Consider the following 25,348-nt stretch of genomic DNA (forward strand, 5'->3'; position numbering starts at 1 on the left):
GTCTTTTGTCAATCGCATGAACAAGTATCGACTGACAGATATTGAAATCTGTCAGTTGTTGCGGCAGGCTGGAGAACATCGAAGAGACGAAGGGGTTCGAAATGCAGAAGCGCCAGCTCGGAGCCACCGGTCCGGTCGTGTCCGCCCTCGGTCTGGGGTGCATGGGCATGTCCAACGCCTACGGCCCGGCCGACCGCGACGAGAGCATCGCGACCGTGCGGGCGGCCCTGGACGCGGGTGTCACGTTGCTCGACACCGGTGACTTCTACGGCCAGGGCCACAACGAGATGCTCATCGCCGAGGCGATCAGGGGCCGTCGCGACGAGGCCCAGCTCAGCGTCAAGTTCGGCGGCCTGCGCGACGCCGACGGCGCGTTCATCGGGTTCGACACCCGTCCGGCCGCCGTGGCCAACTTCCTCGCGTACTCGCTGCAGCGGCTCGGCACCGACCACGTCGACGTCTACCGGCCGGCGCGCCTCGACCCGGCCGTGCCGATCGAGGACACCATCGGCGCCATCGCCGAGCAGGTCGAGAAGGGCCGCGTCCGGCACATCGGCCTGAGCGAGGTCGGGCCCGAGACCATCCGCCGCGCCCACGCCGTGCACCCGATCGCCGACCTGCAGATCGAGTACGGCCTGCTGGAACGCGGTGTCGAGCGGGAGATCCTCCAGGTCACCCGTGAGCTCGGCATCGGCATCACCGCGTACGGCGTGCTGTCGCGCGGCCTGATCTCCGCCACCCCGCTCGCCCTCGGCGCGGACGACTGGCGCGGCCACGCGCCGCGGTTCCAGGGCGACAACCTGACCCGCAACCAGGACCTCGTCGACAAGCTCGGCGAGCTCGCGCGGGACAAGGGCGTCACGGTCGCGCAGCTCGCCATCGCGTGGGTGGCGGCGCGCGGTGAGGACGTGGTGCCTCTTGTCGGCACGACGAAGCGTGCGAGGCTGACGGAGGCGATCGGTGCCGTCGACGTGACGTTCACCGAACGGGAATTGCAGGAGATCGAGGCTGTCGTCCCTGTCGGGGCAGCTGCGGGCACGCGCTACGCGGCCGAGCAGATGGCCGTGCTGGACAGCGAGAGGTGAGTGGGAAGTGGCGGAGGCGCTGACCGCGGAGGCGATCCTCGCGGCGACCGAAGAGGTGCTGCGCAGGTACGGTCCCGCCAAGGCGACGGTGGTCGACGTCGCCAAGGCGCTCGGGGTCAGCCACGGCAGCGTCTACCGCCACTTCGCCACCAAGGCCGCGCTGCGCGAGGCGGTGACCAGGCGCTGGCTCGACGCGATCCACGAGGAGATGGAGCCCGCGTTCGACCGGGAGGTCCCCGCCTCGCGGATGCTCAGGGACTGGCTGCAGAAGCTCTTCGACAAGAAGCGGCGCTCGCACACCGAGGACCTGGAGCTGTTCACCACGTTCCGCACGCTCGTCGGCGAGAGCAGCGCCGTCGTCGAGTACCACCTGGGGCACCTCGTGGGGCAGCTCACGCGCATCATCCAGGCCGGAGTGGATACCCACGAGTTCGTGACGGACGACGTCGGCAGGACGGCGCAGGCGGTGTGGGACGCGACGCAGGTGTTCCACCACCCGGCTCACGCCCAGGAGTGGGGGAATCCTCACATTCAGGACGCGTTCGACGCGGTCGTCTCCCTGGTCGTCGCCGGACTGCGGTACAACCGAATCCCAAGTGCCGCAGGCGATGCTTGAGGGTCACGGAGGTGAGCGGTGCCGCCTGACGAGTGGATCGATCTGCTGGGAGCGCCCGAGAGGCGCCCGGACCCGGTTGACTGGGACGCGGTCAGGGCACGGGCCGGCACGGCGCTGCCCGGCGACTACGTGCACCTCGTCGAGGCCTACCCCCCGCTCATCGTCGGTGGCTACGTTCGCATCCTCCACCCAACGGCGCGTGCCGGTTTCATGAACTGGATGTCAACAGCGCCCAAGATGTTGCGCGCGTTGCGCCGCCAGCCGGGTCTGCGGGCACACCCGGAGTCCCCGGCCTGCTGCCCTGGGGCATGACCGTGAACGGCGACCACTGCCTCTGGGTGACCGGGGGAGAGCCGGACGAGTGGACCGTGATGATCACGGACATGCGGCAGAAGTGGTCCTACGACGGCACTTTCTCGAGTTTCACCAGGAAGTTCCTGACCGCGGAGATCCGCTGCCCGCTCTTCCCGGACGACGTCCCCGGCGGCTCCAAGCCGTTCCAGGAGCCGTAGGGACGCCGTCCGGTTCCCTCCCGACCCCCCGGTCAGCTCGATGCGGCGGTCACCAGCGCGTTGCCGCTGCCCGTGCGGCCCGTGACCGACAGCACGGCGTCGCCCAGCGGTTCCGCCGAGACGTCGAGGTCGCTGCGGGCGGTGCCGGACGTGGACACGAGGTCGATGCGCGCGAGCGCCCCCTGGCGGATGCCGACGCGGATGTGACCCGACCCGGTGCCGAGGTGGATCTCGCCCGAGGCGGCGTCGGCGACGGTGAGGTCGCCGCTGCCGGTGCGCACCTGGACGTCGCCCTGCACCGCACCCAGCCAGACGTCGCCGGTGCCGGTGACCAGCGTGGTGGTGCCCCCGACCGACGACACCTCGACGTCACCGCTGCCCGTCTTCGCCTTCAGCGACGAGAGCATCGTGCCGAGGCGCACGGTGCCGGCGCCGGAGTTCACCTTGGTCTCGCCAGTTGCCCGGTCCGCGGACACGTTGCCGGTGCCGGTGTTCAGGTCCAGACGGCCCGCACCCCCGGTCACGGTCACGTCCGCCGCACCGGTCCGTGAAGACACGTGCGAACCGACGGGTGCCGTCACCACCACCGAGAGCGGCACCGCGCGCAAGGGCAGAGCCTTCGACGACTCGATGCGCAAGCGGTTGCCCAGCAGTTCGACGCGGGCGTCGCGCACGGCGTCCTCTGGCCCGGCCGGCGCGGCGGTCTTGTCGGGGCCGAACTGGCCGCTGACCCAGCTCAGCACGCCGGCCAGCCCCTCGGTCCACGTGTTGCCGGCGCCGGGGTCGTGCCGCACCTCGACGTGCACTCCGGGCGCGTCGACCAGCTGCACCTGCACGCGGCCGCTGAGCAGCGAGATGTCGATCTCGGCGGTGCCCGCGGGCTCGAAGCTCTGCCGGCGCACCACGCCGGTCTGGTCCTGTTCGGTCATCCCGCTCACCCCTGCACCCATCCGCGGACGCGCGAGCCCGAGCCCGCGTTCCCGCTCCACCCCTTGTGCTGGTGCTTGTGCTTGCCGTGCACGGCACCCCCGACGGCCTGCTGGATGAACGAGTTCAGCGACACGCCCTGGGCCGCGGCGGCGGCCTCGGCCTTCGACTTGAGCTCGTTGATCATCCGCAGGGTGATGCGGCTGATGTCACCCGTGGCGTCACCGGCGCCGAAGCCCGGTGCCTCCTGGCGCGGGGCGGGCTCCGGCTCCGGCTCGGCCGACCCGGTGACGACCACCTGCACGTCCCGCCCGGCCAGCCGGACGTCCACGACCTGGCCGTCCAGGGAGGCGGTGACCTCCGCGGCCAGGTCGGACAGTGCGTTCATGATTGCCAGTCGCGCGGCTGGCTCGAGCGCTGCGGACAACGCGGCGGCCGTTCGACGGGTGTTCTCGTCCCCCGCAGATGCGGCCGTCGCCAGGTCCTCGCGCAGTGACGCGATGTACGGCGACAGATCCATGACACCACTATGACGTCACTTGCGACATCGTGCAACCAACTCGTGGTGTCAGGGCTAATGTCGGCTCATGCCGAGAGTGCGCTTGGTGGCGAAAACCGAGTTCATCCCGCCGGACGACGTGCCGTGGACGACCGACGCGGACGGCGGCGCGGCGCTCGTCGAGTTCGCCGGCCGGGCCTGCTACCAGTCGTGGGACCGCTCGAACCCCATGACGAACACCAACGCGACGTTCCTGCACCACCTGCTCGACGTCGGCCACCTCGCCGCGTTCGAGCACGGCAGCGCCTCGCTCTACCTGACCGAGCTGCCGCGGTCGCTCACCCACGAGCTGATCCGGCACCGGCACTTCTCGTACTCGCAGCTGTCCCAGCGCACCGACCCGACCGACGTCGTCGAGCCCTCGCTGATCGCCGAGGACCCGGAGCTGCACGCCCGCTTCGTCGCCGCCACCGAGGCGAGCCTGAAGGCGTACGAGGACCTGGTGAAGAGCCTGGAGAAGACCGTCAACGGCCGGCGCGCGCGGCAGATCGCACGGTCCGTGCTGCCCAACGCCACCGGCACCGAGATCGTCGTGACGGGCAACTACCGCTCGTGGCGGCACTTCATCGCGATGCGCGCGACCGAGCACATCAACGTCGAACTGCGCGAGCTCGCCGTCGCCTGCCTGCGCGAACTGGTGAAGGCCGCTCCCAACGCGTTCGCGGACTTCGTCATCTCGACACTCCCGGACGGCACGGAAGTTGCCTCCAGCCCGCTCGTGGTTGAAGGCTGACGTCCATGAAGCGGCTCATCGTGGACGTCCGGCCCGGCGAATACGCGGTCACGCGCCTGGCACCGGACGCACCCGTCCCCACCGGGCTGCTCGACCTCACCGACGTGCTGGTGTCCGTGACCAGGACCCCGGCCGAGCTGTCGATCATCGCCCCCGCGTCGTCCGCACCGGGCGGCGACGTGTCGGAGAAGGGCTGGCGGCTGCTCACCGTGCGGGGGCCGCTCGAGTTCACGCTCACCGGCATCATGGCCGCCCTCGCGGGTGAACTGGCGGCGGCGGGCGTCTCGCTGTTCGCGCTGTCCACTTACGACACCGACCACCTGCTCGTGAAGCAGGCCGACCTCGGCCGCGCCGTGAAGGCGTTGCGTGCCGCGGGTCACGAACTGGTTGTAGCGCCGGAAGCCTAGGAACCGATCCTCCGGTTGGCGGGTCTCAAGCACCGTCAACGCCCCCGGTTCCGAGGTTGTAGGAGCGCACGTTGCACGGACAGGCAGTCGAACCACGCGTCATCGCGGGCAGGTACGCCCTGGTGGCGGAGCTCGGCCGCGGTGGCATGGGCATCGTGTGGAGGGCCCAGGACCGTCACATCGGGCGCTTCGTCGCCATCAAGGAACTGCACCTGCCGGACGGCATCGCGCACGAGGAACGCCGTGTGCTCGAAGAGCGCGCTCTGCGTGAGGCGCGCACCGCCGGCAAGCTCAACGACCCGTCCATCGTGACGGTCTACGACGCGATCAACGAGAACGGCACGACCTACATCGTCATGGAGCTGGTCGAGGCGGCGACGCTGTCGACGCTGATCAGCGCCCACGGCCCGATGCCGCCGAACCAGGTCGTCTCGATCGCGCTGCAGGCGTTGTCCGCGCTGGAGACCGCGCACGCGGCCGGGATCGTGCACCGGGACGTGAAGCCGGGCAACCTGATGGTCCGCCCGGACGGCAAGGTCAAGCTCACCGACTTCGGCATCGCGCAGGCCGTCGACGACCCGCGCCTCACGACCAGCGGCAGCCTCATCGGCTCGCCCGCCTACATGTCGCCGGAGCGCATCCACGGCCACGAGGCCGGTCCCGCGTCCGACCTGTGGGCGCTGGGCGCGACCCTCTGCTACGCCGTCGAGGGCTGGAGCCCGTTCGAGCGCTCCTCCACGGCCTCGACGCTGCACGCGATCATGAGCGAGACCCCGCGCCTCACCCGCGCGACGGGCGTGCTCAGCGCCGTGATCACCGGTCTGCTGATCGCCGACCCGAACGCCCGCCTGTCCGGCCCGCAGGCCCGCGCGATGCTCTCCAGCATCGGCAACCAGCCGACGCCGCCCACCGGCATCCCGCCCCAGGCGACGCAGCAGTACCAGCATCCTGCGGCCGCCGACCCCGCGAAGAAGAAGCGCAACCGCGTCCTCGCGCTGGTCGGCGCCGCCGTGATCGCCGTGGCGGCGTTCACCGGCGGCATCTTCACGCACAGGGCGTTCACCGCGCCCGGAGGCGGCAGCGGCAGCCAGGCGCTGACCTACGGCGAGGGCGCCGAGGTCCCGGTGTTCGGCCTGTACGAGAACACGTGCGGCCTCGGCGACGTCGCGCCGACCAAGCTGCTCAACTCCGACACCCGCGAGGAGTGCGACAAGCCGCACGACTTCGAGGTGTTCGACGTGATCGACACCCTGCCGCTGCAGACGAACCTGCCGGACGCGGCGTATCCGGGCGTCGACGCGCTGAAGAGCCTCGGCGTGGCGCGCTGCGAGATGACGCTGAACTCGGAGTGGATCAAGGACGGCTCGAAGCTCGAGGTCACCACCCTGGTTCCCGGCGAGAGGGCGTGGACCAAGGACAAGAGCGGCAACGCCGACCGCAAGATCTGGTGCGTGGCCGGCAACAAGGACGGCAGCAAGCTCGACGGAAGCATCAGCGCGAAGAAGGACAACTGAACGTGAAGAGAAGGATCGCTCCCGCCCTGCTCGTCCTCGGCTGCGTGGCCGCGTTGACGGCCTGCGGGAACAACGAGGACAAGTTCGTCTCCGAGCTCAAGGCCGCCGGGTTCAGCAACCCCGGCGAGCCCAGCACCGAGAAGGAGAAGAAGTCCAAGAAGGTCGGCAAGCGCACCGTCAAGTCCTCGGAGAAGACCATCGAGGTGGTGGTGCGGGTGAAGGGCTGCGACCTGGAGATGGCCAAGATCTCCGGCCAGTCCGGCTACTGGCTCGACGAGCTGCACGTGAACGGGCAGGAACCGGAATGGCCCGGCTACCCGGAGAACCTGAACCGCGACCAGGTCGTCAAGCTGCTCGCGGACAGCTCGGCCAAGCCGGCGGGGTTCCAGGGCTGCTATAAGCCGAACGAGCCCTGACCCGCCGCTGTGGTGCAATGGTCGGGTGAGTCTCGCCCGCGATGAACGCAAGGCACTCGTCGACCTGATGACCGAGCTCGGCCCGGACGCGCCCACGCTGTGCGACCCCTGGCGGACCTTGGACCTGGCCGCACACCTCGCGATCCGCGAGAGGCGGCCCGACACCGCACCCGGCATCGTGCTGCCGGTCTTCGCCTCCTGGACCGGGAAGGTCCAGGAGGACTACAAGCACAAGGCGTGGAGTGAGCTCTTGGACCTGGTGCGCACACCGCCGTTCTGGATCAAGCCGATCGACGACCTGATGAACACCGCCGAGTACTTCGTGCACCACGAGGACGTGCGCCGCGCTCAGGCCGGCTGGGAGCCACGGCCGTACGACGCGCGGCGCGAGGCGACGCTGTGGAAGGTGCTGCCGCTCACCGCGCGCATGACGTACAAGTCGTCGCCGGTCGGCGTCACCCTGGTGCGCCCCGACGGCGAGCACGTCGTCGCCAAGCAGGGCGCGAACGGCGTGGTGATCACGGGTGAGGTGCCCGAGCTCGTGATGCTCGCGTTCGGGCGCGACCAGGTCCGTGTGGAATACAGCGGTGACCCCGACTCGGTGCAACGTGTGCGGTCGTTGAACCGAAGCGTGTGAACTCGGGTAGTTTCTGCGCATGCCAGGAAGCCCCTACGCAGGGCCGGACCGCCCGTTCGGCCGCGTTCTCACCGCCATGGTCACCCCGTTCGACCCCCGCGGCGAGGTCGATCTCCCCAAGGCGCAGGAACTGGCGAAACACCTGGTGGACTCGGGCAACGACGGCCTGGTCGTGAACGGCACGACCGGGGAGAGCCCGACGACGACCGATCGCGAGAAGGCCGCGCTGCTCACCGCCGTCGTCGAGGCCGTGGGCGACCGCGCCACCGTGGTCGCCGGCGCCGGCACCTACGACACGGCCCACAGCGTCCACCTGGTGCAGCAGGCCTCGAAGGCCGGCGCGCACGGTGTGCTGGTCGTGACGCCGTACTACTCGCGTCCGCCGCAGGAAGGCCTGCTGGCGCACTTCACCGCCGTCGCCGACGCCTCCGAGGTGCCGGTGATGCTCTACGACATCCCGCCGCGCGCGGTCGTGCCGATCGAGGTCGACACCCTCCTGCGCCTGGCGGAACACCCGCGGATCCTGGCCGTGAAGGACGCCAAGGGCGACCTGCACGCGGGCAGCAGGGTGATCGCGAGCACCGACCTCGCCTACTACTCGGGTGACGACCCGCTGAACCTGCCGTGGCTGTCCGTTGGCGCCGTCGGGTTCGTGAGCGTCATCGGCCACCTCGCGGCGGACCGCCTCCGCGACATGGCCGACGCCTACGAGTCGGGTGACGTCGTGCGCGCGAAGGAGATCCACGAGTCGCTGCTGTCGCTGCTGCGGCCCTTCCGCCGGGTACCCGGCGTGACGTACACGAAGGCGGCGCTGCGCCTGCGCGGACTGGACGTGGGCGAACCGCGTCTGCCGCTGGTGCCGGCCGCCGCCGAGGACATCGAGGCCATCGCGGCCGAACTGGGAGTCAACGCGTGACCCAATCGACCGAACTGCCGCCCCCACTGCCGGAAGGCGGCCTCCGCGTCGTCGCACTCGGCGGAATTGGCGAGGTCGGCCGCAACATGACCGTCTTCGAGCACGCCGGCAGGCTGCTCGTGGTCGACTGCGGCGTTCTCTTCCCCGAAGACGACCAGCCGGGCGTCGACCTGATCCTGCCCGACTTCCGCGCCATCGAGGACCGGCTCGACGACATCGATGCCATCGTCCTGACGCACGGCCACGAGGACCACATCGGCGCGGTCCCGTTCCTGCTGAAGCTGCGCCCCGACGTGCCGGTCGTGGGCTCCCGCTTCACGCTGGCGCTGCTCGCCGCCAAGTGCCGCGAACACCGCCAGAACCCGCGGCTCGTCGAGGTCCGCGAGGGCGAGCGCCGCTCGTTCGGCCCGTTCGAGCTCGAGTTCTTCGCGGTCAACCACTCGATCCCGGACGCGCTGGCCGTCGCCATCCGCACGTCCGCCGGCCTGGTGCTGCACACCGGTGACATCAAGCTGGACCAGCTGCCGCTCGACGGCCGCCTGACCGACCTCGCGGGCTTCTCCCGCCTGGGCGACGAGGGCGTGGACCTCTTCCTGGTCGACTCGACCAACGCCGAGGTGCCCGGCTTCGTGGTGCCCGAGCGCGAGATCGGCCCGGTGCTCGAGAACGTGATCCGCAAGGCGGACCAGCGGGTCATCGTGGCCTGCTTCGCCTCGCACGTGCACCGCGTGCAGCAGGTGCTCGACGTGGCCGTGCAGTACAAGCGCAAGGTCGCCTTCGTCGGCCGCTCGATGGTCCGCAACATGGGCATCGCGTCGGACCTGGGCTTCCTGAACGTGCCGGACGGCCTGTTCGTCGACCTCGACGAGGCCATGCGGATGCAGGAGGACGAGGTCCTCTTCGTCTCGACCGGGTCGCAGGGCGAGCCGCTGTCCGCGCTGTCGCGCATGGCCCGCGGCGAGCACCGCCAGATCTCGATCCGCGAGGGCGACACGGTGATCCTCGCGTCGTCGCTCATCCCGGGCAACGAGAACGCGGTCTTCAACGTCGTCAACGGCCTCGCCAAGCTCGGCGCGACCGTCGTGCACCAGGGCAACGCCAAGGTCCACGTCTCCGGCCACTCCCCGGCCGGTGAGCTGCTGTTCCTCTACAACGCCGTGCGGCCGTCGAACGTGATGCCGGTGCACGGCGAATGGCGTCACCTGCGCGCGAACGCCGCTCTGGCCGTGGCCACCGGTGTCGCCGAGGACCACGTCGTGATCGCCGAGGACGGCGTGGTCGTGGACCTCATCGACGGCAAGGCGGCGGTGTCCGGCCGAGTCGTCGTCGGCCACGTGTACGTCGACGGCCTGTCCGTGGGCGACGTCGGCGAGTCGACGCTGTCCGACCGCCTGGTGCTGGGCGAGGGCGGCTTCATCTCGATCTCGGTCGCCATCGACACGGCTTCCGGCCGCGCCGTGACGTCACCGACGATCTCCGGCCGCGGCTTCTCCGACGACCCCAAGGCGCTGGAGGCCGTCGTGCCGCTCGTGGAGATGGAACTCGCGCGCACGGAGGCCGAGGGCATCACGGACACGCACCGGGTCGCACAGGCCGTGCGGCGCGTTGTCGGGCGTTGGGTCGCGGAGACCTACCGCCGCCGTCCGATGATCGTTCCGACCGTCATTCCGGTCTGACACTTCGAATGGAATAGCGCGTTTCTCCGTGACCCTGCTGTGATCTGCGTCCCCCTCGTCCGATAAGGTTTGATCCCAGACCATGGACGAGGGGGTTCGCCCAATGGCCGACGTCTTCAGCCCACCGGGCAAAGACGACGTTCTCCTTCCACCGATCTTCACCTGGCACGACCCGTTCGGTCTGCCGTTCGACGTCCCGGTGACCAAACCGCAGGTCCTGCTGGTCCTGTCCGTCGTGATCATCCTGACGTTCTTCCTGGTCACCACCAGGAACCTGAAGCTCGTCCCGTCGCGCTGGCAGTTCGCCGCCGAATCGGTCTACGACTTCGGCCGCAACACGATCGCGCGTGAGCAGATCGGCGCCAAGGAATTCGCGCCGTACGTGCCGTTGATCGTCAGCATCTTCTGCTTCGTGCTCGTGAACAACCTCTACGGGCTCATCCCGCTCGTGCAGTTCCCGACGTTCACGCACAGCGGCTTCCCGTTCGCCGTGGCACTGCTGGTGGTCTTCCCGCTCTACCACTACGTGGGCATCCGCAAGTTCGGCCTGAAGGGCTACCTGCGCAACCAGTTCGTCATCCCGGACGTGCCGAAGCCGGTGCTGTGGGGCCTGCTGATCCCGACCGAGGTGATCCTCAAGTTCTTCTTCGACCCGGTCAACCTCGCGATCCGGGTGTTCGCGGCGATGTTCGCCGGGCACCTGCTGATCCTGGTGTTCACGCTCGGCAGCGAGTTCATGCTGCTGCAAGCGCCGATCCACCTGAAGCCGGTGTCGGCGCTGGGGTTCGCGCTGGCGATCGCGCTGTTCTTCCTGGAGGCGCTGGTGCAGGTGCTGCAGGCGTACATCTTCGCGTTGCTGTCGGCGCACTTCATCGGGCGCGCGCTGGCCGAGCAGCACTAGGCCGCCGCCCCCGAGCGCTCAGGGGCGCTGGCACACCAGGTGCAGCGACTCCTCGGGCGTGGCGCCGGGGAACGACGGCGTGAACACCGGACGGCTGCGGCGCACGACCCGCAGGCCGACCTCGCCGAGGTGCTTCTCGAAGTTCTCCTCGGAGAACGACGACACCTGGATCTCCTGGCCCATCCAGGGCAGGGTGACCTGTTCGACGTCGATCGGCACCGTGGCGAGGAAGAAGTGGCCGCCCGGCCGCAGCCACGCGGAGACCTGGCCGAGGGTCCGGACGATCTCGGCCTGGGTCATCTGCAGCAGCGAGAAGACCGCGCAGATGACGTCCCACGAGCCGGGCGGCGACTCGAAGTCGCGGATGTCGATCTTGTGGAACGTGGCGTCGGGGACCTGGGAGGACGCGAGGTCGACCATGACCGGCGAGACGTCGAGGCCGGTGACCCTCATGCCGGCCCTGGTGAGGGTGCGCGCCACGGGAACGCCTGTGCCGCAACCGATGTCGAGCACCCGCGAGCCCGAGGGCTGCGTCGCGGCGAACCAGGCGAGAGTGCCGTGCAGTGCCGGCTGGTGCGACCAAGCGCGTTGGTACTCCAGCCCGAGCGTGTCGAAGACCTCGGCCGCGTTCATGCCCCGCCCCTCATTTCGACCCAATCCACCTCTTGTGAAGTGTGGAGAACCTCTCTGCACGGCTTCTGGATGGCTTCTGGACGGATCCTGACGGTAGGTTGCCGGGTGACTGCGGACAGCGACGAAGTGAGATGGAAGTTGCAGAACGAGTTGCGCGTCAGCTTGCTGGGCGCGCTCGCGGCCACGGTGGGCGGCGAGGCGCTCGCGCTCGGTCCGCCGCGGCAGAGGGCCGTGCTGGCCGTGCTCGCGTTGCGGGCGAACCACGTCGTGTCGCGCAGCGAACTGATCGACGCGGTCTGGGGTGACGAGCCACCGGCCAGCGCCGACAACGGCATCCACACCTACGTCGCGGGACTGCGCAGGCTCTTCGAACCCGGCAGGGCTTCGCGCGCGCCGAGCTCCGTGCTGCTCTCCACGGACGCTGGATATTTGCTGAGGCTCCCATCCGGCAGTTCGGACGCCGCGGTGTTCCGCGCTCATCTGGACGAGGCCGCGCGTCTGCGTGAGAAGCCCGCAGAGGCTCTCGCGCAGTTCGACGCGGCGTTGGGGCTGTGGCGTGGCATCGCTCTCGAAGGCGTGCCGGGGCCGTTCGCTGCGGTGGAACGCGCGCGCTTGGCCGAAATGCGGCTCACGGCCGTGGAGCAGCGTGCGGCGTTGATGCTGTCGGTCGGGCGTGAGGCCGAGGTGGCGGCGGAGCTGACGACGCTGGTGAGCGCGCATCCGTTGCGGGAGAGGCTGCACGGCCTGCTGATGTCGGCGCTGTACCGCTGCGGCCGGCAGGCCGAAGCGCTCGCCGCCTACGCGGACCTGCGCCGGGTGCTGGTCGAGGAGCTCGGCATCGAGCCCGGTCCGGAACTGCGCCGGCTCCACGAGCAGCTGCTCGTCGGCCGTCACGACCCGGAGCCCGAACCGGCGGCGCCCGTGCTCGTGCCCGTTCAGCTGCCGCACGAGGTCCGCGACTTCACAGGCCGGGAGAAGGAGCTGGCGAAGCTCGCCGAAGTCGTTCCGCACGACCACTCGCCGGTGCTCGTCGCGATCACCGGCACCGGCGGCGTCGGCAAGACGGCGCTCGCGGTCAGGTTCGCGCACCAGGTGGCGGCGCGCTTCCCGGACGGGCAGCTGCACGTCGACCTGCGCGGGTTCGACGCCTCGTCGCCGCCGGTGCAGCCCTCGGCGGCGTTGCACCAGCTGCTGCAGAGCCTCGGCGTGCCGGCCGAACGCATCCCGGACGACCTGCCCGCGAGGTCCGCGCTCTACCGCAGCGTCCTGGCGGGCAAACGGGTCCTGGTGCTGCTCGACAACGCGCGGCTGGCCGAGCAGGTCCGCCCGCTGCTGCCGGGACGGTCGACGTCGATGGTGCTCGTGACGAGCCGCAACCACCTCGGCGGGCTCGTCGCGCGCGACGGTGCGCACTCGGTGACGTTGTCGACCCTCACGCGCGACGAAGGCCTGGCGCTGCTGACCTCGGCGGTGGGCGCGGACCGCGTGGAGGCCGAGCCCGAGGCCGCCGCGAAGCTCGTCGAACTGTGCGGGCACCTGCCGCTCGCCGTGCGGATCGCGGCCGAACGGGTCGTCACGCGGCCGCACCTCACGCTGGCCGACCTGGCGAGCGACCTCGCCGACGAGCGCGACCGGTTGAACGTGCTGGCGACGGGCGACGACGAGGACACGGCGGTGCGCGCCGCCTTCTCGTGGTCGTACCTGGCGCTGAGACCTGACGCGGCGAGGGCGTTCCGGCTGATCGGCCTGCACCCCGGTGCCGAGGTCAGCCTGAACGCCGTCGCCGCGCTGGCGGGCGTGCCGGTGCCGCGGGCACGGGCGTTGCTCGACGTGCTGGCGGGCGGGCACATGCTCGAGGAGGTCGCGCGCGGCCGGTTCCGGCTGCACGACCTGCTCCGCCTGTACGCCACGGAGCTGAGCGCCGCCGAGGAGTCGGCGGGTGGCCGCGGCGAGGCCGTGGAACGCCTGCTGCGGTGGTACTCCGACACCGCGAACGCCGCGGGCACCGTCATCGCGCCGCCGGACCACCCGGCGTTCCTGCTGCCACCGCTGTCCACACAGGACTTCACCACGCACGACGAGGCGTTCCGCTGGTGCCGCGCGGAGTCCGCGAACCTGCTCGCGGTGACGCGGCTCGCCGAAGGGGAGCACTCGCCCGCGGCGTGGCAGATCCCGCTCGCGCTGTGGAACTACTTCATCGTGTCGAGCGCTCTGGACGAGTGGACCCGCACGTACCGCGTCGCGGAACGCGCCGCCGCTCGTGACGGCAACCAGGCAGCGCGCGCCTGGGCGGTGCACGGTCTGGGGCTCGCGGCGTTCCGCGGCCAGCGCTTCGCCGACGCCCTGGAGCTGTTCGACCGCGCGCTGGCGATCCGCCGCGAGATCGACGACCGGGTCGGTGCGGCGTGGAGCCTGACGGGCCTGGGCATGGCCTACGGCGGCCTGCGCCGGTTCGACCTGGCCGTCGAGCGGTTCGGCGAGGCGCTGGACCGGCACGCGGAGGTCGGCTCGTGGTTCGGCGAGGGCGGCACGAGGCTGTTCCTGAGCGATATCCTGCGGCTGGCCGGGCGGTACGAGGAGTCGCTGGCGTCGGCGAGCAGGGCGTTCGACGTGATGGACTCGCACGGTGCCGTGCACGGCAAGGCGATGGCTCTGGTGAGCATCGGCTGGGCGCTCGTGAAGCTGGGGCAACGGGTCGAGGCGCGCGACTCGTTCCGCGAGGCGGTGGGCTTCCTGCGCGTGCTCGGCGACCGCAAGAGCCTCGCGGAGGCGTTGCACGGGGTGGGCGAGGCGAGCGCCGCGCAGCCGGAGGTGGCGCGCACCCACCTGCTGGAGGCGCTGACGATCTACGAGGACTACGACCACCCGCTCACGCCGGAAGTGCGGGCGCGGCTGCACGAGCTCTCCTAAGGGAGATCCCCGATGTGCGTCGCCTGATATGTAGGCAAGCTACATGTCATGCAGAAGCGCGCGCGAACGTTGCTGGTGTGGTTGCACGTCGTCACGTCCGTCGGCTGGATGAGCCAGGCCGTCGCGTTGCTGGCGTTGTTGCTGTACGGCATGGAAACCGGTGATGTCAGCGCGTTCGAGATGGCGCGCTTCCTCGACCACCGGGTGCTCGCCGTCATGGCGAACATCAGCGCCTTCACCGGCATGATGCTCAGCGCCACGACGCCGTGGGGCTACTTCCGGCACTGGTGGGTGCTGACCAAGTTCGTCATCACCGTCGTGCAGCTCTACGTCGGCATCTTCATCCTCAGCGGCAACCTGGAGGCGGCCGCGCACGGCCACGTCACGGCGTGGATGCCGGTGGGCACCTCGCTCATGATCAGCGCGATCGCGTTCCAGGCCTGGCTGAGCGTGGCGAAACCGTGGGGCCGCACGCCGTGGGCGGACCCGAAGGTCAAGCTGCCCACGGCGAGCACGGCGGTGTTCGTCGTCGCGCTGGTCGCTGCGCTGGCCGACGTCGCGGTCAGCCTCCGCACGGGTGGACCGAGGCCGTTGTTCATGCTGGTGACGGTGATCGCCTACTCGATCACGCGGGCCGCCAGGGGGAGGAGCCGGTCGTCGGGCGCGTCGGGTCGTGGAACCTCGGGAGGTCCGGCTCGTCGAGGCGCAACGGCACCAAGCCCTCGGTGATCGCGACCATGATCCGCTCGTGGGCGCGGCGGGCATCGCCCACCGTGTCGGCCCTGAGGTCCGACAGCTCGACGGGCTTGCCGAAGTGGACCTTGAACGTCGGCCGCCTGCGGACCGCGCGCAGCCACGACGTCAGGTACGGCAGGACGTCCCTCCAGCTGCCGACGCTGAGGTTGCCCCAGTAGACGGCCTCGTGCGCGCCCCACTGGCTGATCGGGATCACCGGGATGCCGCCGCCGAGCGCCATGCGGGCGACGCCGGTCTTGCCGCGCTCCGGCCACATGCCGGGATCCAGCGTGATCTTGCCCTCGGGGTAGACGGCGATCGGGTCGCCGCCCTTCTGCAACGCCTCGACCGCCCGGTGCATCGCCTCGCCCACGTTCGCCGACCGGCGGTCGACGCGCAGGTGACCGCACGCCTTGAGGACCGGGCCCATGACCGGCGCGTCGAGCAACCCGCCCGCGAGCATGAACCGCGGGTTGACGCCCATCTTGCGGCACGCGGCGACGAGCACCATGGGGTCGAGGTTGCCGATGTGGTTGGACGCCAGCAGCAACGGTTTGCCGACGAGCTCCGGCGGGATGTCGCCCGATACCTCGAGCTTGCCGGTCAGCGCGATGAGGCCCCGGTCGACAGCCATGAGCACGCGCCAGAGGAGCGGTGTGGACACGCCGGGCAGCGTACGGCGTGTCGTGCGGACACCGTGGCGGATCCGGGGAACCATGGGGATTTCGCACGCGTCCCGGTTGCAAATGGGGCTGGTGGGATGCGAGGGACTACCTTGTAGACATGGCCGGGCGTACAGGGACTTCGAGAAAGACCACGTCACGCGGCAAAGCGCCAGCCAAGCCGCGGGCACGATCCACCGCGTCCAAAAAGCCCGTGGCGCGCAGGAGTGGTGGCGGTGCCTTCAGCGCCGTCTGGGGGGCTTTGGGACGTGGCGTCGGCACCGTGGTCCGGGGGATCACCGGCACCAAGGGACTCGAACCGGAACATCGGCGTGACGGGCTCGGCCTGTTCCTGATCGCGCTCGCGTTCATCACGGGCGCGGGGGTCTGGTGGCAGGCGGGCGGACCGGTCGGCCGGTGGGTCGACGTCGCCGTGCGCAGCTCCGTCGGGTTCCCCGCGGTGTTCGTCCCGGTCGTGCTGCTCGGCATCGGCGTGGTGCTGATGTCCACCGATGCCAAGCCGGAGGAGCGGTTCCGGCTCGTCGTCGGCGGCACGTTGATCAGCATCGGCGTGCTCGGCATGTTCCACCTGATCGGCGGCCTGCCGATGGACCCGCTGGCCCGCCGCGACGCCGGTGGCGCGCTGGGGTACCTCGCCGGCGGCTTCCTCGCCCAGGGCCTCACCCCGTTGGTCGCGGGCCCGCTGCTCGTCATGATCTTCGTCTTCGGCCTGCTCTGCGTGCTGCACTGGCCGGTTCGCGAGGTGCCGCAACGACTTCGCGCCCTGGTGCACCGCGAGCGCACGGCCGAGCCGTTCGACTCCGAGGACGTGCCGGAGGAGGAGCCCAAGCCGGTTCGCCTGCGCCGCCCGTCGCGCCGCCGCCAGGCCGCCGAGACCCCGGTGGAGGAGCCGCAGGCCGAGCTCCCGCTGGACGAGCCCGCGGAGCCCGCCCCGAAGCCCGCCCCCGCGGCGAAGAAGGCCCCGGCCGCGGCCCCGGCCCCGGAGATGGCCGTGCGCGCGGTCGAGGGCAACTACCAGTTGCCGCCACCTACGATCCTGAAGGACGGCGACGCACCGAAGGCCCGCAGCAAGGCCAACGACCAGATGATCGAGGCCATCACCGGCGTGCTGGACCAGTTCTCGATCGACGCCCAGGTCACCGGTTTCACCCGCGGCCCGACAGTCACGCGCTACGAGGTCGAGCTCGGCCCCGGTGTGAAGGTCGAGAAGATCACCGCGCTGACGAAGAACATCGCGTACGCGGTCGCCACCGACAACGTCCGGCTGCTCGCGCCGATCCCCGGCAAGTCCGCGGTCGGCATCGAGGTGCCGAACAGCGACCGCGAGATGGTGCGCCTCGGCGACGTGCTGCGCGCGCCGTCGACGTTGAAGGACACGCACCCGATGGTGATCGGCCTCGGCAAGGACATCGAGGGCCACATGGTCACCGCGAACCTGACGAAGATGCCGCACCTGCTGGTCGCGGGCTCCACGGGTTCGGGCAAGTCGTCGTTCGTCAACTCGATGCTGGTCTCGCTCCTCGCGCGCGCCACGCCCGACGAGGTCCGGATGATCCTCATCGACCCGAAGATGGTCGAGCTGACGCCGTACGAGGGCATCCCGCACCTGATCACGCCGATCATCACGCAGCCGAAGAAGGCGGCGGCCGCGCTGGCGTGGCTCGTGGAGGAGATGGAGCAGCGCTACCAGGACATGCAGGTCAACCGGGTGCGCCACATCGACGACTTCAACCGCAAGGTGAAGTCCGGTGAGATCGCGGCGCCGCCCGGCTCCGAGCGCGTCTACCGGCCGTACCCGTACATCATGGCGATCGTCGACGAGCTCGCCGACCTGATGATGACGGCGCCGCGCGACGTCGAGGACGCGATCGTCCGCATCACGCAGAAGGCCCGTGCCGCCGGCATCCACCTGGTGCTCGCCACCCAGCGCCCGTCCGTCGACGTGGTCACCGGCCTGATCAAGACGAACGTGCCGTCGCGGCTGGCGTTCGCCACGTCGTCGCTGACGGACTCGCGGGTCATCCTCGACCAGCCCGGTGCCGAGAAGCTGATCGGCATGGGCGACGGGCTGTACCTGCCGATGGGCGCCGGGAAGCCCGTCCGGATCCAGGGCGCGTTCGTCGGCGACGAGGAGATCTCGCAGATCGTCGACTTCACGAAGAACCAGGCCCAGCCCGAGTACACGGACGGGGTCACCGCGGCCAAGGCCGGGGAGAAGAAGGAGATCGACGCCGACATCGGCGACGACCTGGAACTGCTCGTGCAGGCGACCGAGCTGATCGTGACGTCGCAGTTCGGGTCGACGTCGATGCTGCAGCGCAAGCTCCGCGTCGGGTTCGCCAAGGCGGGGCGCCTCATGGACCTGCTGGAGACCAGGGGCGTCGTCGGGCCGTCCGAGGGCTCGAAGGCACGCGAGGTGCTGATCAAGCCGGACGAGCTCGAGAACGTGATCTACCTGATGCGTGGAGGCGGCCCCGCCGACGGCGAGTGACCTATCCCAGGCCGGCCTGCTCGATGCTCTCGGCCGTCGAGCTACCGGTGCCTCCGAACTGGCGCACCGCCTTGTAGTACAGGTCGGCGGTGCGCTTGCACGCCCAGTTCGAGTCGCACTGGGCGTACATGTCGGACTTGAAGTTGTCGTCGACGCGCAGCCGGTTCGGCTCGCTGAACCGGGCCTGCCGCTTGTAGTTGCGGTAGCCGAAGTCGTGGCGGTGGCAGGCCGGCAGGAACTTGAAGCCGAAGGGGTTGTCCGGCGAGTACGAGCAGCCGTCGGAGGACCAGTCGAGCTGGTCCGCGTGGGGCTGCTGGGCGCGCAGTGCCGTGAACTGGCTCAGGGACTTCGCGTAGAGGTAGTCGTCGGTCACCGCGACGATGTCCGCGGCCAGCGCCGGGGAGCCCGTGAAGATGAGGGCCAGGGATGCGGTGGCACCCACGAACGCCGAGCGCAGCGTCTTCGTCGACATGGCGAGCTCCTCCGGTTGTGAGCATGTCTCGCCAGTTGTAGCGGGTGATCGTCCGTCGTAGGTAGACACGATCCGGTGAACGTCAGGTGATCGGACGCCCGCAGGCGATCGCGGTGGCCACGCGGAGCTCGCGGGGCAGGCCCAGGGCGTGCAGCACCTCGTGGTCCGCCACGCCGCCGAGCAGGTGGCCGCCAAGGCCCAGCTCGGCCAGGCGGAGGCAGATGTTCTGGGCCGCGGCGCCGGCTTCGACCAGGCCGAAGCGCCCGGCGCGTTCGCCGTACTTCTCGAAGGACTCGCCGTCCGCCAGCACGAGGACGATCGCCAGCGGTGGCGCCGACGGGGTTCCGAGGACCTCGGCCAGGTCGGGCGGGGCCTCGCCGATGTCCTGCAGGGCGTGGCGGCGGAGGTCGTAGCGCACCGCCCGGCCGTTGTGGAAGGCGTAGCAGCGCAACGGGTTCAGGCCGCCCGCGGACGGGTAGCTGTTGTCGGACAGGGCTCCCAGCACGGCGCCGAGATGCTTGTCGCCCAACGGCTTGTCGGCGAACTCGCGGGTGCTTCGGCGGGCCCGGAACAGCTTCTGCAGCCGGCCGCCGGGGCGCGGGAGCGCGACGGGGGCGCTCGGGAGCTCCAGCGGGTCGACCAGCGGTGGCCGGGGGCGGAAGTCGCGCAGTCGTTCGCCGAGGCGGCGCCGGTGCAGGACCGAGTAGCGGCTGGCGGCCCAGAAGTCGTCGAACATGGTTTCACCCCAGCGGATGCGGTGCGGGATTGGGGAACGCGCCCGGTGAGGCGCGCGGGTAGCGCCAGGCCAGCTCGCGGGCCCGGTCGCCCAGGTGGGGCCAGCGGTGGTCGGCGTGCAGCGGTGCCAGGTCGGGGGACAGGACGCGGACGCAGTGCAGCCCCACGGCCGAGAGCTCCGGCGTGGTCAGCTCGCGGTAGGCGAGCCGGATCCCCGCACGGTCCAGGGCGTGCACCAGCTCGGTGAGTTCCGCCGCGGTGCCGCGGGCTTCGGCGTCGGGTGGCGGGTCCGCCTCGAAGCCGCGCAGCCACGGCAGCGCGTCCCACTCCGCCGGGTGGGTGGCGTAGTAGGCGGCGTGCCGGTCGAAGTCGATGGCCTCGACGGGCTCGTCGCCGTGGCGCGCCAGCCACACCTCGACGAACACGGTGCCCTGCACCCATTCCTCGTAGGCCTTGCGGAGTGCTTCCGCGACCGTGGCGCGGCAGGCCAGGCCCAGCGTGGGGCGAGGCTTGCCCGCGACGGGGAGGGAGCCCGCCACCGCGACCACCGGGTGCGGGCTGTAGGCGGGGGTGAGGTCGAAGGCCTGGACGCCGTGCGGGAGGTCGGCCGCGAACCGTTGCGGTGCAAGGGAGTGCAGCCAGGTGGTGGTGAAGGCGTCGCGTTCGACCAGTTCCTGGACGGCTCGCAGCAGCGCGTTGGTCGTCGACGGGCCGGCCGCCAGGCCCGAGGACGTCGTGTGCAGGCCGTACGAGGCGTCGAGGCCCACGAGACCGGCGGGCACGCGGATCGGTTCGTTGGCGGGCAACGTCCAGGCGCGCGTGTACGGAGTGTCGACGTATCCCTTGCGGTAGCGGTAGTTCGGGGACACGCGCTGTTCGACCGTGTGCAGGCTGAAGTGTTCCAACGGCCAGCACTCGCCGGTGGTGGCGATCTCCAGCGGTGCGCGGGCGGCGGCGTGCCGTTCCAGTGCCTCGGCGATCGCGGCCACCTCATCCGCACCGCCCGAGGTGCCGCCGGTGGCGAACGGCTCGGGCACGGCGGCCCAGCCTTCGACGTCCACATCGGACAGGCTGTGCGGCACCGGGTGCAGCTGCGCCACCACGCCCTGCCGCCAGCCGACCGCGCGCTCGGCCAGCGCCTCGGCGACGGTCCTCACCGCTGCACCCGGTAGTGCCGGAAGAGCCAGTACCCGAAGGCCAGCGCCCCGCCGAGGTAGAGCGTGCCGCCGATCCAGGCGCCCGCTTCACCCGCCTGCGCGACGGGCCCGAGCACCATCAGCACCACGAACGGCTCGACGCACCAGAGCAACGACCAGCCGAGCAGTCTGAGCAGGCTCCTCCACGGCTTCGGCGACCGGGCGACGAACCCCGACGCGACCGCCCACGCGAGCGCCACCCCGACACCGCCGAGCCACCAGCCCCGGTGCAGGTCGAAGATCGCGCCCGCCGTGGCGAACGGCAGCACGACGACGAGCAACGGGAAGACCGCGGCGGGGAGGACGAGAGCGCCGCGAGGGCGTTCGAGGTCCTGGGTGTCCCGGTGCAGGGCGGCGGGGATGTGCACGGCCGCGCCGACCGAGGAAACCGCGCAGCAGCAACAACAACAGCAACAGGTGGGCGTCGCGGCGCTCGCGGCGGCCGCACCGGGTGAGAACTGGTCAGGTAACCGGACTGCCGTCGCGTTCATGGTCCCCCCAAGGAAGTGTCACGCGCCCGAGCTCCACCGTCGGGCAGACCTCGCAGCCGGCCGCGGGCAGCACGCTCTCACGCGTGGTCGTGAACTCGTCCAGGTTCACGGTGACGACCGTGTCGAGCAGTGCCAGCGAGCCGTTGCGGATGTTCCGGATCGCCTGCTCCGCAAGCGAAAGCGGGAACTCGTGCCGCAGCGCCGCCGGGTGCGGGGGAGGGGGCGGATCCCCCCACCGCCGCCCCGCCCGCACGGCGAGGCACGCCAGGCACGCGCCGGCACCGGGAACCACGAACGGTCCGATGGCGGCGGTGTGGTGGTACGCGAGGTCCAGCAGGAGGTGCGGAACCTTCGTCTCGCGCGCCACCTCGACCAGGTCGAGCAACGTGCCGGTCGTCCGCACGACGAGCAGGAGGTCCGGGTTCTCGTGGTGCGGCAACCGCTCCGCCAGCCCGGCGGGCGCCTGTCCGACGACGCGCGTGCCGACCCCCACCGGCCCGTCCACGCCGTCGGGCGGCAACCCGGCCGGGCGGAGAGCGCCCAGGGTCGTCAGCTGGGCCAGGTACGGGCGAGCCGGTTCCCCCAACCTGCTCTCGTCGACCGTCCTGGCCACTCCCCCCGACACCGGCTCGAACAGCCCCGCCAGCGCCACGGCCACTGCCCCGGGCAGGTCCGGGATCAGGTACGCGAGGTCCGCACCCGCGTACACGACGAGGCCTTCGTCCCGGACCCGGGCGTGCCAGGCGGGGTCAGCGACCAGGCTCATCCTCGTCCCCCCGCCTCAGGAAGTTCTCGATCTCCTGCTCGCTCGGCAGCTCGCCCGCCGGGTCCATGAGGTTCTCGGCGATCGGCGGCAGCGGCTGCTCAGCCCACGCCGGCTGGTAGTCGTCGCTGGGCAGCAGCCCGTGCCGCGACGCGAACTCCTCGGCGGCGTCCCGGATCGACTCCCGCAGCGTCCCCACCACCGCGGTCTCCGCCGTGTACGTGAGCTCGACCAGCAACGCCCGCACGTTCTCCAGCTGGTTCTCGTCACCGGCCTTGCGCGCGAGCTCCGGCCAGAACTGCCGCTCGAACAACCGCACGAAGTCCGCCGCCACCGCGTCGGTCGCCGTGCGCAGGCGCGTGAAGCTGTCCATGACGTCATCGCTGGGCACCCGCAGGCCGGCGAGCCTGCCGCCCGCCTCGAGTGCCCAGCGACGCGCGTGCGGCCAGCCGTACTTCCACCGCACCAAGCCCAACCGCATAGCCCGGAGGAGGAGTCGCGGTTGGACGTCTCCCATCGGAACGAGGTGCCGGATGTCGCGCACCTTGATCCGAACCCAGTCGTCGGGCCCCTCGGCCTCGCCCATGCCGAGCACCGCGGCGACCGACTCGCCCTTCTCCCGTGCCGCGATCAGCTCGGCGATCGCGGGCAGCGAGAACCCCCGCTGCTGCAACCGCTGCACCAACGTCAGCCGCTCGACGTGCGAGGCGTCGTAGTACGCCACGCGCCCCTGCCGTCTCGGCGCGTGCAGCACACCCTTCGTCTGGTACATGCGAATGGTGCTGCTGGGCAGGCCGATCCGGGCGGCGAGCTCGTCGACGGTGAGCGATTCGGGCACGCCACCGATCCTGGCGCGCCCGCGTTATGTGAGTCAAGACTATTCGAGTGATCACTCGAATAGTTACAACTCCAGGAGCATCCGGCTGTTGCCGAGCGTGTTCGGCTTCACGTAGCTCAGGTCGAGGAACTCGGCGACGCCCTCGTCCACCGACCGCATGATCTCCTCGTAGACCTCGGGGCTCACCGGCGTGCCCTCGATCTCCACGAACCCGTGCTTGGCGAAGAACCTGGTCTCGAACGTCAGCACGAAGATGCGCGTGAGCTGCAGCTCCTTGGCCGTCGCGATGAGCTGCGCCACGATCCGGTGACCCACACCCCGGCCGAGCGCCATCGGGGACACCGCCACGCTGCGGATCTCGGCCAGGTCCTCCCACATCACGTGCAGGGCCCCGACGCCGAGCAGCTCGCCGTCCTCCTCGGCCACCCAGAACTCCTGGACCGCCTCGTACAGCGTGACCAGGGGTTTGGCCAGCAGGACCTTGCCCGCGTACCCGTCGATCAACGTCTTCATGGCGCGCACGTCGCTGGTGCGGGCGCGCCGCACGACTACCCCACTGGTCACAGCCGTCAAGTATGGGCGCCGCTCTTGGTGCGGTCGTCAGCAGAGGTCCAAGTCCTGAAATACGCTCTGTGGCCAGCTACGGGCTGATCTGTGCGGTTTAATTGCGCAGGACGGCCTGTGAAAGGTGGATGAGGTGTTGCGAAGCTTCCGGTTCGGCAACTACCGCTCGTTTCGGGAGGAGCATGAGTTGTTGCTCATGCCGCTCTACTCGAACGAGCGCTCGGTGCTGCCGGTCGCGGCCATCTACGGGGCGAACGCCTCCGGCAAGTCCAACCTGCTCGACGGGCTCAAGTTCATGGCGGACGCGGTGCGTGAGTCGTTCGCGGCGTGGGCGCCGGGTGGTGGAGTGCCCAGACGGCCGTTCAAGCTCGATCCTGGTCGTCGCCGGGAGCCGTCGGTCTTCGTGGTCGAGTTGATCATTGCCGATGTCCGGCACACCTACGGCTTCGAGGTGGATGACGAGCGGGTGCGGGAGGAGTGGCTGTACAGCTACCCGGAAAAGCGCAGGCGGGTGTTGTTCGAACGGCAGGGGAGCAAGATCAAGTTCGGGAGCACGGTGGCTGGGGGTGCCGCCATCACCGAGTTGCTCGGTGAACTGCTTCGGCCGAACGCTCTGCTGCTCAGCTTGGCTGCGCAGTCCGGGTTCGAGGTCGTGCTGCCCGCGTTTCGCTGGTTCGCGGAAGACGTCGTGTTCCGCAACGAGGTGCGCACGAGATTCGATCAGGCTGCGATCGCTCGGTTCCTCCAATCGGAGCGCTCGTCGGCAATCAAGCTCACCGAGCTGCTCAGGCTCGCTGACCTGGGGATCAGCGGCATTCGGTTTCATGTGCCGAAGCTGACCGATGAGCCCGTGGACGACCGTGATCTGCCTTACGCGCTGGGGCAGATGGCCAACCGCGTCAGGCTGACTCATGGACCACAGGGGCACGCTTTCGACCTCGACGAGGAGTCCGCTGGCACGCTGTCGTGGTTGATGCTGCTGCCGCAGGTGCTGCTGACGTTGCAAAGTGGCGGTTTACTGGCCATCGACGAGATCGATGCCAGTCTGCATCCGCGCCTGACCGCAGCTCTGGTCGGTCTGTTCCGCGACATGGAAGCGAACCCGAATGGTGCGCAGCTTCTGTTCACGACGCACGACGCGAGCTTGCTCAGCCCGGTGCTGGGAGATGAAGTGCTCACCCGGGAAGACGTCTGGTTCGTGACGAAGAACGAAGACGGCGCCTCGGAGTTGTACCCGTTGACGGATTTCAAGCCGCGGAAAGAAGGCGAGAACCTGGAGCGCCGCTACCTGGGAGGAAGCTACGGGGGCATTCCGGACGTGCAGGCTGAAGCGTTCATCTCGGCGATCTTGCGTGGTGCTGATGGCGCGACGTGAAAATTCGCCCCGCCGTCGGACACCTTCGAGGATTTCCACGAGCCGCGTGCTCGCCGTGTGCCGTGGACAAACCGAGCAGGCATACCTCGACGGGTTGAAGCGGCTGTCCAAGCCGGTGACCTTGAAACCTGTGGTCAAGGTCGGCTCACCAGCACAGCTCGTCAGGTACGCGGCGAAGCGGCGCCAAGCCGACCGAGGCGGTTTCGACGAGTACTGGTGCGTCGTCGACGTCGACGAGTTCGACATCGACGAGGCCGTCGCCGCGGCCGGCTCGGAGGGGATTTCGCTGGCCGTGTCGAACCCCGTGCTTCGAGGTGTGGCTGATCCTGCACTTCGCGGACTGCACCGCGGGGATCTCCAGCCCGAGGGCTGCCGCGGAGAAACTGCGCAAGCACCTGCCCGGCTACGCGAAAGGCGCGCTCGACTTCGCCGTGCTCGCGGAGCGCGTCGACAAGGCGGTCGAGCGGGCCAAGGCGTTGGGCTCGGACAACCCGTCGAGTGACATGTGGCGGCTCGTCGAGGTCGTTCGGAAGCACTGAGTTCAAGCGCCCAGACCTGGGGCG

At 70.0% G+C, this 25,348-nt stretch carries 27 protein-coding genes and 2 pseudogenes; 18 read left to right on the plus strand and 11 right to left on the minus strand.

Translation table 11 applies throughout. From position 1 onward, the window contains the following. The first annotated feature begins 101 nt into the window (after window positions 1–101). From V1227_RS36105 to V1227_RS36120, 4 genes are read left to right on the plus strand one after another with little or no spacing between them, the layout of a single operon-like run. The gene (locus V1227_RS36105) at window positions 102–1,085 is read left to right on the plus strand and encodes an aldo/keto reductase (protein ID WP_329789636.1); all 984 of its coding nucleotides are present in this window, start codon (window positions 102–104) and stop codon (window positions 1,083–1,085) included. A gap of 7 nt (window positions 1,086–1,092) precedes the next feature. Further along, the gene (locus tag V1227_RS36110) at window positions 1,093–1,701 is read left to right on the plus strand and encodes a TetR family transcriptional regulator (protein ID WP_329789637.1); all 609 of its coding nucleotides are present in this window, start codon (window positions 1,093–1,095) and stop codon (window positions 1,699–1,701) included. Window positions 1,702–1,719: 18 nt separating this feature from the next. Continuing rightward, window positions 1,720–2,013, plus strand: a complete 294-nt coding sequence (locus V1227_RS36115; protein WP_329789638.1) for a hypothetical protein — start codon at window positions 1,720–1,722, stop codon at window positions 2,011–2,013. Further along, window positions 2,010–2,213 carry a hypothetical protein gene (locus V1227_RS36120; RefSeq protein ID WP_329789639.1) on the plus strand — a complete coding sequence of 68 codons (204 nt, stop codon included), beginning with the start codon at window positions 2,010–2,012 and terminating at the stop codon, window positions 2,211–2,213. The genes V1227_RS36115 and V1227_RS36120 overlap by 4 nt, the downstream gene beginning before the upstream one ends. Before the next feature lie 32 nt (window positions 2,214–2,245). Here the strand turns inward: V1227_RS36120 and V1227_RS36125 are convergent, their stop codons facing one another. Together V1227_RS36125 and V1227_RS36130 are read right to left on the minus strand one after the other, a co-directional pair. After that, window positions 2,246–3,142 carry a DUF4097 family beta strand repeat-containing protein gene (locus V1227_RS36125; RefSeq protein ID WP_329789640.1) on the minus strand — a complete coding sequence of 299 codons (897 nt, stop codon included), beginning with the start codon at window positions 3,140–3,142 and terminating at the stop codon, window positions 2,246–2,248. Between the two features lie 5 nt (window positions 3,143–3,147). Continuing rightward, window positions 3,148–3,660 carry a toxin-antitoxin system HicB family antitoxin gene (locus tag V1227_RS36130; protein ID WP_090095564.1) on the minus strand — a complete coding sequence of 171 codons (513 nt, stop codon included), beginning with the start codon at window positions 3,658–3,660 and terminating at the stop codon, window positions 3,148–3,150. Window positions 3,661–3,727: 67 nt separating this feature from the next. Here V1227_RS36130 and thyX point away from each other — a divergent pair, with 67 nt between their 5' ends. The 8 genes from thyX to atpB all read left to right on the plus strand — a co-directional run bounded on the left by thyX (window position 3,728) and on the right by atpB (window position 10,899). Then, on the plus strand, window positions 3,728–4,432 hold the full coding sequence (thyX, locus tag V1227_RS36135) for an FAD-dependent thymidylate synthase (protein ID WP_329789641.1): 705 nt from the start codon (window positions 3,728–3,730) through the stop codon (window positions 4,430–4,432). A 5-nt stretch (window positions 4,433–4,437) separates the two neighbouring features. Continuing rightward, window positions 4,438–4,839, plus strand: coding sequence for an ACT domain-containing protein (locus V1227_RS36140; RefSeq protein WP_329789642.1), 402 nt, complete (start codon window positions 4,438–4,440; stop codon window positions 4,837–4,839). Window positions 4,840–4,910: 71 nt separating this feature from the next. Then, window positions 4,911–6,353 (plus strand): serine/threonine-protein kinase, encoded by a 1,443-nt coding sequence (locus V1227_RS36145; protein ID WP_329789643.1) that lies wholly within the window; start codon window positions 4,911–4,913, stop codon window positions 6,351–6,353. Between the two features lie 2 nt (window positions 6,354–6,355). Beyond that, complete coding sequence (locus V1227_RS36150) at window positions 6,356–6,769, plus strand: hypothetical protein (protein WP_329789644.1); 414 nt, start codon at window positions 6,356–6,358, stop codon at window positions 6,767–6,769. A gap of 25 nt (window positions 6,770–6,794) precedes the next feature. After that, window positions 6,795–7,406, plus strand: a complete 612-nt coding sequence (locus tag V1227_RS36155; RefSeq protein ID WP_329789645.1) for a TIGR03085 family metal-binding protein — start codon at window positions 6,795–6,797, stop codon at window positions 7,404–7,406. Between the two features lie 19 nt (window positions 7,407–7,425). Then, window positions 7,426–8,322 (plus strand): 4-hydroxy-tetrahydrodipicolinate synthase, encoded by an 897-nt coding sequence (gene dapA / locus V1227_RS36160; RefSeq protein ID WP_329789646.1) that lies wholly within the window; start codon window positions 7,426–7,428, stop codon window positions 8,320–8,322. Further along, window positions 8,319–9,998 carry a ribonuclease J gene (locus tag V1227_RS36165; protein ID WP_442916407.1) on the plus strand — a complete coding sequence of 560 codons (1,680 nt, stop codon included), beginning with the start codon at window positions 8,319–8,321 and terminating at the stop codon, window positions 9,996–9,998. The genes dapA and V1227_RS36165 overlap by 4 nt, the downstream gene beginning before the upstream one ends. A gap of 103 nt (window positions 9,999–10,101) precedes the next feature. Beyond that, a complete protein-coding gene (gene atpB / locus V1227_RS36170; protein WP_329789647.1) occupies window positions 10,102–10,899 on the plus strand; it encodes a F0F1 ATP synthase subunit A in 798 nt (265 codons plus the stop codon). A gap of 18 nt (window positions 10,900–10,917) precedes the next feature. Here the strand turns inward: atpB and V1227_RS36175 are convergent, their stop codons facing one another. After that, on the minus strand, window positions 10,918–11,532 hold the full coding sequence (locus V1227_RS36175) for a class I SAM-dependent methyltransferase (RefSeq protein ID WP_329789648.1): 615 nt from the start codon (window positions 11,530–11,532) through the stop codon (window positions 10,918–10,920). A 126-nt stretch (window positions 11,533–11,658) separates the two neighbouring features. Here V1227_RS36175 and V1227_RS36180 point away from each other — a divergent pair, with 126 nt between their 5' ends. Together V1227_RS36180 and V1227_RS36185 are read left to right on the plus strand one after the other, a co-directional pair. Beyond that, window positions 11,659–14,442, plus strand: a complete 2,784-nt coding sequence (locus V1227_RS36180) for an AfsR/SARP family transcriptional regulator (protein WP_329789649.1) — start codon at window positions 11,659–11,661, stop codon at window positions 14,440–14,442. A gap of 48 nt (window positions 14,443–14,490) precedes the next feature. Then, window positions 14,491–15,171 (plus strand): hypothetical protein, encoded by a 681-nt coding sequence (locus tag V1227_RS36185; RefSeq protein ID WP_329789650.1) that lies wholly within the window; start codon window positions 14,491–14,493, stop codon window positions 15,169–15,171. On the opposite strand, the gene V1227_RS36190 is transcribed toward V1227_RS36185, so the two are convergent. Continuing rightward, window positions 15,068–15,841, minus strand: coding sequence for a lysophospholipid acyltransferase family protein (locus V1227_RS36190; protein WP_329789651.1), 774 nt, complete (start codon window positions 15,839–15,841; stop codon window positions 15,068–15,070). The genes V1227_RS36185 and V1227_RS36190 overlap by 104 nt on opposite strands. A 119-nt stretch (window positions 15,842–15,960) precedes the next feature. Between V1227_RS36190 and V1227_RS36195 the strand changes: the two genes are divergently transcribed. Beyond that, on the plus strand, window positions 15,961–18,351 hold the full coding sequence (locus V1227_RS36195) for a DNA translocase FtsK (protein ID WP_329789652.1): 2,391 nt from the start codon (window positions 15,961–15,963) through the stop codon (window positions 18,349–18,351). A gap of 1 nt (window position 18,352) precedes the next feature. Here the strand turns inward: V1227_RS36195 and V1227_RS36200 are convergent, their stop codons facing one another. The 7 genes from V1227_RS36200 to V1227_RS36230 form a co-directional block, all read right to left on the minus strand. Then, window positions 18,353–18,823 (minus strand): phospholipase, encoded by a 471-nt coding sequence (locus V1227_RS36200; protein WP_329789653.1) that lies wholly within the window; start codon window positions 18,821–18,823, stop codon window positions 18,353–18,355. 82 nt (window positions 18,824–18,905) lie between these two features. Next, entirely contained in the window at window positions 18,906–19,559 is a 654-nt protein-coding gene (locus V1227_RS36205) for a nitroreductase family protein (protein ID WP_329789654.1), read from the minus strand. 4 nt (window positions 19,560–19,563) lie between these two features. After that, complete coding sequence (locus tag V1227_RS36210; RefSeq protein ID WP_329789655.1) at window positions 19,564–20,715, minus strand: YcaO-like family protein; 1,152 nt, start codon at window positions 20,713–20,715, stop codon at window positions 19,564–19,566. Continuing rightward, window positions 20,712–21,122: a hypothetical protein gene (locus tag V1227_RS36215; RefSeq protein ID WP_329789656.1), complete on the minus strand. Its 411-nt coding sequence runs from the start codon at window positions 21,120–21,122 to the stop codon at window positions 20,712–20,714. The genes V1227_RS36210 and V1227_RS36215 overlap by 4 nt, the downstream gene beginning before the upstream one ends. 94 nt (window positions 21,123–21,216) lie before the next feature. Continuing rightward, complete coding sequence (locus V1227_RS36220) at window positions 21,217–22,011, minus strand: hypothetical protein (protein ID WP_329789657.1); 795 nt, start codon at window positions 22,009–22,011, stop codon at window positions 21,217–21,219. After that, on the minus strand, window positions 21,995–22,846 hold the full coding sequence (locus V1227_RS36225; protein WP_329789658.1) for a MerR family transcriptional regulator: 852 nt from the start codon (window positions 22,844–22,846) through the stop codon (window positions 21,995–21,997). Before V1227_RS36225 ends, V1227_RS36220 begins: the two co-directional genes overlap by 17 nt. A gap of 63 nt (window positions 22,847–22,909) precedes the next feature. After that, window positions 22,910–23,410 carry an amino-acid N-acetyltransferase gene (locus V1227_RS36230; protein WP_090095585.1) on the minus strand — a complete coding sequence of 167 codons (501 nt, stop codon included), beginning with the start codon at window positions 23,408–23,410 and terminating at the stop codon, window positions 22,910–22,912. 133 nt (window positions 23,411–23,543) lie between these two features. Here V1227_RS36230 and V1227_RS36235 point away from each other — a divergent pair, with 133 nt between their 5' ends. The 3 genes and pseudogenes from V1227_RS36235 to V1227_RS40770 all read left to right on the plus strand — a co-directional run. After that, window positions 23,544–24,785: an AAA family ATPase gene (locus tag V1227_RS36235; RefSeq protein WP_329789659.1), complete on the plus strand. Its 1,242-nt coding sequence runs from the start codon at window positions 23,544–23,546 to the stop codon at window positions 24,783–24,785. After that, window positions 24,772–25,068 (plus strand): annotated as a pseudogene (locus V1227_RS40765) (RloB family protein); the annotation flags it as partial. The gene V1227_RS36235 and the pseudogene V1227_RS40765, both read left to right, overlap by 14 nt. 25 nt (window positions 25,069–25,093) lie before the next feature. Beyond that, a pseudogene (locus V1227_RS40770) lies at window positions 25,094–25,324 on the plus strand (RloB domain-containing protein); the annotation flags it as partial. Between the last annotated feature and the right edge of the window lie 24 nt (window positions 25,325–25,348).

The sequence above is a fragment of the Lentzea sp. DG1S-22 genome (assembly GCF_036321065.1).
Taxonomy (GTDB): Bacteria; Actinomycetota; Actinomycetes; order Mycobacteriales; family Pseudonocardiaceae; genus Lentzea; species Lentzea jiangxiensis.